Here is a 12,823-nt window from a genome sequence, read left to right as displayed (position 1 = left end):
GCCTGTTTTGTTGAAGTTCTTAATCTACTTTCAGGGTTAGTACCAGGGTTCGGTTGCCTGCGGTTACAGAACCTACGTTCCAGAGTTTCGTAGTGGGGTTATAGCTGCCTTGTTGGGGGGTGTTGCTGAGAAGGGTCAGACCTTGGGGCGGGCGTACTTTTACAATTACGTCGTCGGCATTACCGGCCGATGTCAGGGTGTAGGTATAACTGATGGTCTCGCCTTTGTTAGCCGTTTGCGTAGTGGGTAGTACTGACAGGCTTAAATTTACAGTAGGAAGTGGCAGTTTATACTCTGTACACTGACCATAATTATAACTGGGTAAATTGTTTTTTTGTGTCCACGTATTGGACATTGGATTATATTCATATAGATCCCTTACTATAATGGAATAAAGTTTTCCCTGATACGCATGCATTTCATACGGATACGAGTTGTTTACAGATACTGTGGGGGGAGGCAAGGGCGTCGTATTTTTGAAAAACTTTATTGTACCTGAAGCCGTCTCCCTTCCAAGCACATACCGATCTGAGCCAACCACCGCAAGACCTGGAGAATACGTAAACGCCCCATAAGTAGAGGATTCCAATGTCCATGTATTGGTGGGAATACTGTATTTATAGATATGTCCATTGACCTGTATCACAAATAATGAGGATGAACTTGCTTGATATGAGATTGCTGCATATATACCACTAAAGTCGGTAATCGATAGCGTTGGTAGAGCTGCATATGTTGTCCATGTATTAGTAGGTATATCATACTTATAATTGGTACCCCCATAACTCGCATTGATAGTATAGAGGGTATGATCTCCATCAAAGGTAGGAAACCATGCACTTTCGGTGATACCATCAACGGGGGAGTCAGCTAGGATAGTCCAGGTATTAGTTACACGATCCCACCGCTGAAAACTCCTCCCATTATAGGAAGTTAAGGCATAAAGATACTTCCCATCGCTTCCCAACGATACTGTTCCTGCCACAATCTCATTAGGAGATGGGGAAGATTCTTGAGTGGATCCCGTTGTTATATTGGTATAGAGTATAGTTCTATCGCTGTTAACTGAATAAACCTGCCCTTTGGCCTGAAAAGCAAAAAGCAAAAGTCCAAAGCAGAGAGCAGCAATACTGCCCTTTAGAGCATGTTGAAGGGTGGAAAATTGTTTCATTGTCGTATTGTAGATGGTTTTGAAAAACAATGCATTAGTAGGTTGTTTTACTCTGCTTTTAGGGTGATGGTCATGGTGCTGTTTGCTCCTTTTTCCAGCGTCCCTACGATCCAAATGCCGGTGTTTTTGTCATAACTTCCTTGGTCGGCCTGTGTAGTTACCAGTGTTTTGCCGGAGGGTATCTGTAGGCGAATCCTTACTTCGGCCACGGCATTCTCTCCCTTATTGGTGGCGGTAACGAGGCATTTTTGTCCCTGTGTATCGGGCGTTACTTCTACTGTTATCAACGGTCTGGCACCGGGCCCCATCCCTATTGGCAGTGCTCTTGCCGTAACACAGTCGGTATCGGTAACAGGAGCATAAGGTATCTCGCTTGCCACAACCGAGTGGTTAATAAGGGTTGTTCTACCAGCAAACACATGCTCTTTGCTTTTCAAAACAAAGAGCATAAGAGCAAGGCAGAGTATCGGCAGGTTGCCTTTTAGGGTGTTTTTGAAAGTCGAAAATGGTTTCATTGTGTTATTGGATGGATCGTTTTTGTTGAAAATCGGTTTGAGACAGGCTTTTATTTTGGTTTTATCAGACCGTGGTTCTTTGCACATAGACCACGTGGAAAAAAGTAATTCAGGCGTTTTTGTTTATCCGCTTTTCGCTAGCAGTTGCCGTATAAAAGGGCTTTTAGGGCGTTTCTGGAGCGCCTGAGCCAACGCCAGACTGGCATTCTGTGTATCATGGCGGTACAGATGCAGCCGCCCCAAACTCTCCCCAATGGGGTACATCAGGCGTGGCGGTTCGTCGTAGTGGATCGCCTTTTCCAGCTCCAGAGCTTCGTTCCAGGCCGAGTTGTTGAAGGGCCTGGTCGCATCCAGGTTATCAATCCAGCCTGCCAGTTCATAGCGCGCCATACTCAGGATATCGAAGGTTTCGTTGATGGCTTTAAACTCGGCACGGCCCTGTTGCTGGATACCCTGTTGTTCAAAGCTTTTCAGGAGTTGGGTCAGTTGCATCCCCTGCTGGTTAGCCGCCTGCCCATTGCCGGTGTCGATAGCCGCCATTCCCCGGCAATACGCCTGCATGGCCTGCAGGTAGGTTCGTACCAGGGGGTTGGTCAGGGGCATATCGAGGCTGTTGAGCCAGCCATTTAACGTTGCATTCGCTTTGGTAAATTCTCGATAACGGATATGTATAAACGTCGGTAAAATTCGGCCTTCGTAAAGCAGCATCAGGGCCGCCCCAGTGGTGGGGGGCGTTTGCCCCAGGCTGATGGTAGCATAGGCATTGGCCGCTTCGAGGGCGTTGTCTTTTTGTCCCAGTTCGGCCAGCGATACGGCCAGATAATGCAGGTTATGCAGGTAGTTCTGATCGGCTACCAGGGGTAGCTGCTGGGTTCGGTGATAGGCCATTTCCTGCTGGCGCGCTCGCCTAAATACATCCGCAGCTTTCTGATACTGGCCCGCCCGGAAATACAGATGCCCCGGCATATGCGTCAGGTGGGGGGCATTAGGCGCCAGCGATACGATACGACGGGCGGCCTCTGTGGCCTGGCTGAACTCGGGCCGTGTTTCCATCACATGCACATAATAATGGAGCAGCCCGATATGGGTCGGGAATTGGCCAAGGGCCGTTTCCAGCAGGGTTTTAGCTTCCTGCTGGAGGGCCTCATCGGGCTGCTGCCGCAGCACTATAGCCGCAAAAGCCAGCGCTTCGGGTTCGCTGGAATAGGTTTTATACAAGTTACGGAACGGAAATACAGCTTGGGCAATACCCTGTTTGACCAATATGCTGCTGGCTTCGATCAGGGCTTTGTGGAACGGTGGGCTGTTGGCTTTCAGGGCGTTCGCCTTATCGATGGCCTGCACCCATACACGCGAATCGGTTCCGCCAAACCCTGGCTGGCACATGGCCAGTCCCCAGTAGCCCATTGGGCAGCTGCTGTCGGCCTTGATCACCTGCTGAAAAGCCCGGTAGGCTTCGATATGCCAGAAATCGTGGAGCAGATTAAGTCCCTGATCGAACCAGCGTTGGGCCTGAGGATTTCGGGTCGTTAGGGTCAGATGACTGGTGCCAATCCCTGTCCTGACGGCGGGAGGAGGCCAATTACCGAGGGGTAGTGTTGAGGCCATGCCCGTGCATAGGGTTACCCTGGGGGTTTCCGGCGTAGTGGTGCCTACCGTTGGGTGCGTCTCCGATTTGGATCGGCAACCCAGCGAGAGTCCAAGGAGGAGCGGTATATATAAAATCCAGTGCATAGGGTCTTGTGGCTTGTTGATCATAAGCAAACAAGAACAATGCGACAAGAAGGGTCCTAAACAACCAAAATGTATCCTAAACAGTCAAATCAATACCAATGTCCCTATATGGGTGACAAAAAGAAGCGATTGGGCCAGAACTGGCTCCGGGAGCAGAACCGGCTGCCCATCCATTTCGAATTGACCCGTGCCCGAAGGATGTTGGCAGGTTTGCGCTGATTGGCGTCAGACGAAGGGTTTTCGGGCTTATCAATAATCGCGCGAAAGGATATATCCTAAACAGCAAAATAGAGTCCTAAACAACATTATCGGGATTTTAGGGGGTTGGTGTGGGGTGCTTTGGACTAATCTTGTGGGGGTGGTTCTAGTGTTTTTACCCCCCACCCCCTAAAGGGGGCTTTGCTCATGCGCGGCCAGAGCCCCCTTTAGGGGGTGGGGGGTGGTTGAGGTTGCTTTACCCCCCACCCCCTGAAGGGGGCTTTGCTCATGTGCGGCCAGAGCCCCCTTTAGGGGGGTGGGGGGTAGTTGGGGTTGCTTTACCCCCCACCCCCTGAAGGGGGCATTGCTCATGTGCGGCCAGAGCCCCCTTTAGGGGTTTGGGGGTGGTTGAGGTTGCTTTACCCCCCACCCCCTGAAGGGGGGGAGTTTGTTCCATAATGAAATTTGATGTAAAAAAGTAGATACGAAAACGAATGGCGAGTGATATGTTTTATGGGGCGTCGGCGCAGATATTTGAGCAGGCGAAGCACCTTCGGCAGTCGATGACACTAGCCGAAATTGCACTGTGGGATAGGTTACGTGCTAATCGGCTGGGTGGGTATCGATTTAAAGCCCAACATCCAATAGCCTTTTTTATCGCTGACTTTTATAACCATACCAACCGGTTAGTCATTGAGCTTGATGGTGGCGCTCATGATTCGATGGAGCAACAGGAATACGATACGAACCGAACCTATTTGCTTGAAGAGTTTGGGATAACCGTTATCCGGTTCAGGAATGAAGCCGTTTTTAGGGATATAGATGCTGTCTTACTCGAAATTATGGAGACACTGACCACTTTACAGGAAAGCCCATAATGTGCCGGAACCACCAATACTCCCTGTCCCCCTGAAGGGTCAACCTTGTAGGGGATTTGATCAACTGATTAAACTTGCGTTTTAGCGAGCTTTTGCCCGGCACCGCCCGCCCGATAAATCCCCTAAAGGGGGCTTTATCGGGCGCGGACAAAGCCCCCTTTAGGGCAGGGCTGTTTAGTTCTAGCTTATTTCACCCCCCAACCCCCTGAAGGGGGAGAAAATCCACTTCGGAGTACTCCCCCTTTAGGGTAGGGCCGTTAAGTGCTGAATTTTCTTTACTTAATCATCCTCTTTATTGGCTTATTTCACCCCCCAACCCCCTGAAGGGGGAGAAAACCCACTTCGGAGTACTCCCCCTTTAGGGCAGGGCTGTTTAGTTCTAGCTTATTTCACCCCCCAGCCCCCTAAAGGGGGAGAAAATCCACTTCGGAGTACTCCCCCCTTCAGGGGGCTGGGGGGTAATGGACAGGCGTTTAAAAAGTTAATTTTACTAACCTAAATTCAGAACTTAACACCCCTGCCCAAAATGGGGGGTAAAAAGCCTTCCCAAAAACGATTTACAGCATTCACCTGAAACCCCTACAAGAGTAGGTCATAGGAGAGGGAAACAAAAAAAGAATGGTGATTAGGGCATAAAACCAGAAAGGCACCCTCTACCAGAGGATGCCTTTGCTGACTGTATACGTCAAAGTCTCTTATTTTACTTTCTTCGTGATCACGAACGGCACACACTTGGCGGGTGGGCAGGCACACTGGGTCTGTGGCAAATTCACTACCACATCCCGGTAACAACCTTCCCCCGTCTGAATCCGGATCGTGTAGGACTGACCCGCCGACGAACTGGGGTTAGGCAGGGTAGTTACCAGCACTCCGCTGGCCGGTACCACCTGATTGGCACCACCCGCTACGATTTGGCTGGCATTGAAACTGCTGCCCAAGGAGATCGAGTAGGTATAGGTCGTCGCATCGTTGTTGCTCAGCTTCCAGCCACTGACCAGAATCCGTCCATCGGCATTGGGCACGTTGCTGCGACAGGTTGGCGTTTGGACGTTGGCCTGATAAAGGGGTACCTCATCCTCCACGATCACGACTGGGCAGCAGGAGCCATCGGGGCACTGACCCACCACGTTGCCATTGACGACTACCGAGTAGCTACCGGCCTGGGTTGCGGTGAAGGAGCTACCGGTTGCACCTGAAATGGCACTGCCATTCCGATACCACTGGTAAGTTCCCAGACCCGACGTTGCACTGATTTCAAACCCATAGCTGGTGCCTTTGCACACATGAATCGGTGCCGGACAAGCAGCCGTGCAGCTTTGCGGAGCGGTGTAACTTACACTGGCTGTACCACACCCACTTAAGGTGGCCGTCAGGGTGTGAACCAACCCATCCGAAACCAACCCGGTTAGCGAATAAGGCACTGAGCTTACGCCACTGGCTACGCTCAGGGAGATGAGTTGAGTCCCATCACTCAGTTGAATTGTGCCCCCATTGGTGTTGTTGGTCAAACTCAGCGTACCACTGACACTATAGGTGTTGGTGGCAGATTGGCACGATCCCGGCGTTGTCGTAACCCTGAGCGAGCAGACCGGAGCCAACTCAATATTGAGCACCGCCAGGGGTACAGTCACCGAGCAACTCTGACTATCGCTGATGCGGATAGTGGTTGAGAAAGTGCCCGTGGCCGTGGGGATGCCACTGATGAGACCCGTGCTACTGAGTGTCAGACCCGTAGGCAGGGTGCCACCTACCAGCAAGAAGCTGTAGGGGGCCGTCCCACCCGAAACCGTCAGGTTCGCACTGTAAGCTTGTCCGACAGTGCCGACAGGCAAGCTGTTGGTGGTCAAACTTATAGCGCAAGATGGGGTGACGGTAATTGGCTCAGGGTCCGAATCATCCTCGTCGTCGTTGGGGTTGGTCTTGTGATCACCCGTTGTCACATCGTTCTGAGCCGTTCCATCGTTGGTCGGATCATTGTCGGGCGTGGAGTCCTTATCGGTACCGCCCGTAGCTGAGCTGATCTCGGTGGTGTTGGTGAGCACCCCCGTCACCCCGGCACCCACCGTGAAGACGATGTTGCGGGTGGTGGAAGCCCCCGCTGCCAGACTGGCGATGGGGGTGTTGAGGGTGGCTTTGCCGGCGTTGGCGGTCCAGTTGGCATCGTTGAGGGTCAGCCCCGCTGGGATGTAATCACTCAGCTGCACGTTGGTGGCATCCACGTTGCCCTGGTTGTAGACGGTGATGGTGAAAGTCACACTGCTACCCGGTGTTACTGTACCGGCCTGGCCCGTGGCTAACTTCTTGACCAGGGCTAAGTCAAACACCGGAGTGGGTAATACCGTAATTGGTTCAGGGTCCGAATCATCCTCGTCGTCGTTGGGGTTAGTCTTGTGGTTACCCGTGGTGACGTCATTCTGAGCCGTTCCATCGTTGGTCGGATCATTGTCGGGCGTGGAGTCCTTGTCGGTACCGCCCGTGGCTGAGCTGATCTCGGCGGTGTTGGTGAGCACCCCCGTCACCCCGGCACCCACCGTGAAGACGATGTTGCGGGTGGTGGAAGCCCCCGCTGCCAGACTGGCGATGGGGGTGTTGAGGGTGGCTTTGCCGGCGTTGGCGGTCCAGTTGGCATCGTTGAGGGTCAGGCCCGCTGGGATGTAATCACTCAGCTGCACGTTGGTGGCATCCACGTTGCCCTGGTTGTAGACGGTGATGGTGAAAGTCACACTGCTACCCGGCGTAACCGTACCGGCCTGGCCCGTGGCTAACTTCTTGACCAGGGCTAAGTCGAAGACGGGCACCGTACAGTTGGGCGAGGTAACCGTGGCGGTGGCGGTACATCCGTTCAGACTGGCGGTTAGGGTGATGTTGGTACCCACCGGAATGTTGCTGATGGTGCTGCCATTGACGGTTCCTGCCGTTGAGGTGAGGGTTCCATTGGTGGTAACGTTCACGGAGTAGGTCTGGCCATTGGCTGAACAAACGGGCGAACCTGGTGTCAGGCTAGGGTTGGGCTTTATGGTCAGCACGACCGCCGTGCGGGTAGCTGATTTACAACCGGTAGCCGCATCCAGCGCTTCCACGTAGAAGGTGCCCGCTGCCGTTGGGGTGTAGCTCAGGCTGTTGGCCTGGAGCAGGGTGCCCCCCGTGGCTGCACTGTACCAGTTGGCCTGCAAACCTGCGCCTAGGGTGACGCTCAGGGCTGGAATCGTTGTGCCCGCACAGATGCTGGCGCTGTTTCCCGTGGGTGGGTTGACTGTTGGACAGGCGCAGTTGGGTGCCGTGACGGGTAGTACGGTGGTACAGCCGTTGAGCGTAGCCGTCAGGGTGATGCTGGTGCCGGCGGTGATGCCCGTGACGGTGTTGCCACTGAGGGTGCCCGCCGTCGAGGTGACCGTACCGGTGCTGGCAAAGCTGAGTGAGTAGGTGAGCAGGTTGGCGGCACAGACCACATTGCTAACGGTGAGGGTAGGAGCGGGGTTAACCGTGGCAACCACGCTCACCCCCGCACTTTTGCAGGCAGCATCTTTCACACAGGCCACGTAATAGGTGGTGGTGGTAGTCAGGCTAGGTGTGGTGAAGCTGTTGCCGGTGCCGACCTGGGCGGTCAGGGCCGCATTGCTGAACCAGATGGCTGGGTAGGTCGCATCGCAACCCGTGGCCGTCAGGGTCACCGTACCCGTTCCGCAACGGGCAGCGGCTACACCGATTGGGGTGGGTGGTGTACAGGCCGGGGTGACGGTGATGGGTTCGGGGTCAGCGTCGTCCTCATCGTCGTTGGGGTTAGTCTTGTGATCACCCGTGGTGACGTCATTCTGAGCCGTTCCATCGTTGGTCGGATCACTGTCAGGGGTGGAGTCCTTGTCGGTACCGCCCGTGGCTGAGCTGATCTCGGCGGTGTTGGTGAGCACCCCCGTCACCCCGGCCCCCACCGTGAAGACGATGTTGCGGGTGGTGGAAGCCCCCGCCGTCAGACTGGCGATGGGGGTGTTGAGGGAGGCTTTACCGGCGTTGGCGGTCCAGTTGGCATCGTTGAGGGTCAGGCCCGCTGGGATGTAATCACTCAACTGGACGTTGGTGGCATCCACGTTACCCTGGTTGTAGACCGTGATGGTGAAGGTCACACTGCTACCCGGTGTTACTGTTGAACTCTGACCAGCACCCAGTTTTTTGACCAGGGCTAAGTCAAACACCGGTACAGTGCAGCTCTGAATGGCCGTCGTGCTGCTGGTGCAACCATTTAGTGTGGCCGTCAGGGTAACGGTTTGCCCGGCCGGAATGGCCGTGACCGAGTTGCCACTGATTGTACCCAGGCTGGCTGTGACCGTTCCATTGCTGGTGAAGGCTACACTGTAGGTCAGTCCGTTGGCGGCACAGGTGATGGCCCCCAACGAAAGAGTTGGTGCTGAGTTGACGGTGGCAACCACGCTGACACCGACACTTTTGCAGGTGGCATCTTTCACACAGGCCACATAATAGGTGGTGGTGGTAGTCAGGCTAGGTGTGGTGAAACTGTTACCAGTTCCGACCTGGGTAGCCAGAGCGGCATCGCTGAACCAGACGGCGGGGTAGGTCGCATCGCAGCCCGTGGCCGTCAGGGTCACCGTACCCGTTCCGCAACGGGCAGCGGCTACACCGATTGGGGTGGGTGGGGTGCAGGTAGGCGTACAGGTGGTGGGTTGAAGCACCGCCTGTAGATCCACAAAACAACCTGCTGCGTTGAACACCCGAATGGTGTAGGTGGTGGCCGCTGCCGGATTGGCCAGGTTGCTCACCAGCACGCCACCCGCTGGGATGGCCGTGGCCGACGCGTAGGTAGCCGAACCAGTGTAGGTAGCGCCGAGGTTGTAATCATATTTGTCGGTGGCTCCAAAACCAGCCAGGGTCAATCCCCCATCGGCGTTGGCGGCTGTGCCCGCTGCATTACAGGTAGCCGCCGTCGCCACGGCACTAGCTGTGGGCAGGGCGTTAACCGTGGCAACCACACTGACACCGGCACTTTTGCAGGTAGCATCTTTCACACAGGCCACATAATAGGTGGTGGTGGCGGTGATGGCTGGGGTGGTGAAGCTATTACCGGTACCGACCTGGGTAGCCAGAGCGGCATCGCTGAACCAGACGGCGGGGTAGGTCGCATCGCAGCCCGTGGCCGTCAGGGTCACCGTACCCGTTCCGCAACGAGCAGCTGGCGTACCCGTTGGAGAAGGGGGCGTACAGGCGAGTGCTACAGTAACGGTGGTCGTGGTGGAATCTTTACACGTGCCATAACCGGTTAACCGATTGTCGATCAGGACCTTTATTGTATAGGTACCTGCCGTAGCGGGAGCGGTATAGGTAGTACTGGCTGTTTGCGTACTGAAAACTCCCCCTACCGGACTTACAGACCAAAAATACAGACTGTTTACATTGGTGCCTGTGGCAGTAGCAGCCAAACTAATAGTACCGTTTGGGGCAACCGTTGGATTAACGGGCGTAATGCTAACCGTACTCACGGTGGTACAAGCTGAATTTTTAACTTCTAAACAAGCCTCGGCAACGTCCTCATTGCCAACATTAGTCCTGCCACCACCTTCTGTAATGATGGCGTTCATTTGTATCAGGTTGCAATACGTGCCAGCGGTCGTACTCTTAACCGGTACTACGATGGTACAGGTGCCGGGGGGAATCACCGATCCGGTGGTAAGGCCAATGATACTGCCGCCCACACTGGCCGTAACGGTGCCACAACTACTCGTAGCGGCTCCGGCCACAACCAGGCCTGAGGGCAGGTAGTCATAGAAATTGGACGTCAGCGTGAGGGTGTGGGTGTTGCGGTTTTCTACAGTTATGGTCAGCGTACTGTTCTGATTGACAGCTACAATCTGTGGAGAAAAAGCTTTCCTGATGAGGGGTGCCAGCACGAAGGTGCTGTTGGCCAGTATACAAGCTGATGTGGCCCTGATATTGGCACAGGAACTGGTTTGCAACGCTCCAGCCGCAATGTCATTACAGTAGCTGCCCTCGGCGGGTACAATCACATCCAATTGGATCTGTGTAAGTCCTGGGGGCAAGACCGTACCCGCGGGTATAATCACCTGATTGCCGCCCGCCGTCGCACTCACCGCTATGCCATTGCTAACCACCAGATTGGGTGTTGGAGCAATAGTCATCTGGGCAGGACTATTGGGTAGGTTGTCAATAAAGCTTTGGGTAATCGTAATTGGCGTAGACTCGTAATTGGTTATTTTGATCGTCAGCCTGGTGGGTGTATTCGGCTTCGTGAGCATAGGGCTAAACTCCTTGGCTACTATAGGCGGATTGGCCCCCGTTACCGTGATGGTCGCATTATCATCATCGTCTTCGTTGGCCGTGTAATCATTGTTAGGCGAGGAGTCGATGTCATTGTCTGGAGAAGCGGCATGCACATACGCATAGTTGGTGTAGCTACCGGTTTTGAGTGCCTGTGTCGTAAGCGTAAGGGTTGCCGACTCATTCGCCTGGAGGCTGTTGATGCTCCAGAGGGCCCCACCAAAACGCCCTACGCTGGGCGATGCGCTAACCAGCAGCAGCCCGGCGGGCAACAAATCAGCTACGTCAATGTCTGTGGCCGTAATAGTACCCTTGTTTTGGAGTGTAATCGTCCAAACAAAGTTGGTGGGCGTGGGGCAGGCAAGACCACTGCTCACATTAACGGTTTTGGTCAGTTCTAAATCAATGTAGCCTGTACTCTTGCAGGAGGCATAACAGGCCTTGTTGTTGTTGACATTGATTTCTATGTTGGGATTTCCAGCCGACACGACCTGCACACAGGCATTGGCGCAGGGCCCGCAAGGCTCTTCGAGTAGCTCAATGGTTTTGTCAATGTAGCAGTTGTTGGTTCCATTATAGACCCGAATGGTATAGGCCTGACTACCAACAGGATTGGCGAGTCCCGTAAACGTAAATCCCCCCCGACTCAGAGTCTGAATTCCTGCACCTGTATAACCTGGTCCTGAATAGGTTGTTCCCGTCGAGATACCTACTTTGTCGCCGTTGGTCACGCCCGTTACGGCAATTTGACCGTTGTTATTGCTGGTCGTGCCGTTGCAGGTGGCCAGGGTGGGCGTAAGCACAATTCCCGTAGGCTGTGGGCAGGGGATGGGGCAAAAGGTAGGCGTGAGCGTAACCTGTACATCTTTGTAACAAGTTGCCGAAGCAAATATGCGTATGGTATATACCTGCGGGCTAGTAGGATTAGCAAGCGTATTGGTGATGACGCCCCCTGCGGGAATAGCTGTTGCTGTGCTAAAGGTGGCAGTACCTGTATAACTACTACCTGCTACATAATCATACTTTGCCCCCGCTACATACCCACTTAGGGCAATGCTGCCATTGGCAAGCACGCCACCTGGTCCACAAGTAGCAGCCGTGGCACTGGCCGTAGGGGTTCTACCCTCCGTACAAGTTCCACTGATGCTGATGTTATCATAACCGACTTGGGCAGGCGTATCATACCCTCCAGTTACTAACCGATGCACTAATCCAAAGACAATCTCGAACTGCACCTGTGCTGAACCATCGACACAAAACTCGGACGTATTCGGAAACGTAAAGACCATAGCGGCCCCATTGACTTGTGAGGCCAAAATGGGTTGTTCGGCCGTATAGATAATGACGCCATTGCGTTTAACGGCAATGCCCTGTTTCTCGAAATTGACCGTACCGTTAAACTGCTTTTGCAAGATGTTGAGCGAAAAACTGCTCAAACAGCCCGATTTACCCGCAGGATAGCGGTAAACCGCATTGAGATTAGCGGGCCAGGTAGGGTCAAACTTAGTTGCATTGGGGTCATAGAAGCTGAAAGGCCGGGTGGGATTAATGTTCTCACCACCATAAGAATAAAAATTATACAAACAGATTCCACCCGCAAAAGACCCAGTATTGCTATGCCCACGACTTCCCAAGCCTGCGAGTCCACAACCAGCTGACACATTGGGGCAGTAAAACACAGTTCCGCTAAGCCATGGATTGTTTATTCCAAATATCCCGAGGCTGCTTGAACAGTCTCCTGGATCATCAAAATTCCAGGTTGCCAATACGCTGGGTGATGCGGAAGTACAGGATTGGGCCTGGCTACTGAGTAAAGATGAGGAATGAATGGTGAGTGAGAGGACTGCAAACCTTAGTAACTTACTGGAAAAAAAATCTTTTCCATAAGTGATGTGCTCACTGAAAAAAGTTTGCCAGGCAGCCCATACCTTTCTTGCCTGAGACAGCAGGAATAAGATAAACTGCACGATGGAAAGATACCCTCCACTGCCTTCAGGAGGGCTGCTGTGTGTAGGTAAGTAGAATGATGTCATGGTATTTTC

6 protein-coding genes are annotated in these 12,823 nt (G+C 53.6%); 1 reads left to right on the top strand and 5 read right to left on the bottom strand.

All coding sequences use genetic code 11. The features are described from left to right. Positions 1–19: 19 nt before the first annotated feature. The 4 genes from EXU85_RS27485 to EXU85_RS35515 form a co-directional block, all read right to left on the bottom strand. A complete protein-coding gene (locus EXU85_RS27485) occupies positions 20–1,171 on the bottom strand; it encodes a DUF11 domain-containing protein (protein WP_142775156.1) in 1,152 nt (383 codons plus the stop codon). Positions 1,172–1,218: 47 nt separating this feature from the next. Continuing rightward, positions 1,219–1,773: a DUF11 domain-containing protein gene (locus EXU85_RS27480; protein WP_142775155.1), complete on the bottom strand. Its 555-nt coding sequence runs from the start codon at positions 1,771–1,773 to the stop codon at positions 1,219–1,221. 36 nt (positions 1,774–1,809) lie between these two features. Continuing rightward, the gene (locus tag EXU85_RS27475) at positions 1,810–3,420 is read right to left on the bottom strand and encodes a lipopolysaccharide assembly protein LapB (protein ID WP_142775154.1); all 1,611 of its coding nucleotides are present in this window, start codon (positions 3,418–3,420) and stop codon (positions 1,810–1,812) included. 484 nt (positions 3,421–3,904) lie between these two features. Beyond that, positions 3,905–4,075, bottom strand: coding sequence for a hypothetical protein (locus tag EXU85_RS35515; protein ID WP_168207875.1), 171 nt, complete (start codon positions 4,073–4,075; stop codon positions 3,905–3,907). Between the two features lie 37 nt (positions 4,076–4,112). Here EXU85_RS35515 and EXU85_RS27470 point away from each other — a divergent pair, with 37 nt between their 5' ends. Further along, the gene (locus EXU85_RS27470) at positions 4,113–4,496 is read left to right on the top strand and encodes an endonuclease domain-containing protein (protein WP_142775153.1); all 384 of its coding nucleotides are present in this window, start codon (positions 4,113–4,115) and stop codon (positions 4,494–4,496) included. 695 nt (positions 4,497–5,191) lie between these two features. Here the strand turns inward: EXU85_RS27470 and EXU85_RS27465 are convergent. Next, complete coding sequence (locus tag EXU85_RS27465; RefSeq protein WP_142775152.1) at positions 5,192–12,814, bottom strand: putative Ig domain-containing protein; 7,623 nt, start codon at positions 12,812–12,814, stop codon at positions 5,192–5,194. Between the last annotated feature and the right edge of the window lie 9 nt (positions 12,815–12,823).

Origin of the sequence: Spirosoma sp. KCTC 42546, assembly GCF_006965485.1 — a bacterium.
Classification (GTDB): Bacteria; Bacteroidota; Bacteroidia; order Cytophagales; family Spirosomataceae; genus Spirosoma.
This window is presented reverse-complemented; position numbering and strand designations above follow the sequence as displayed.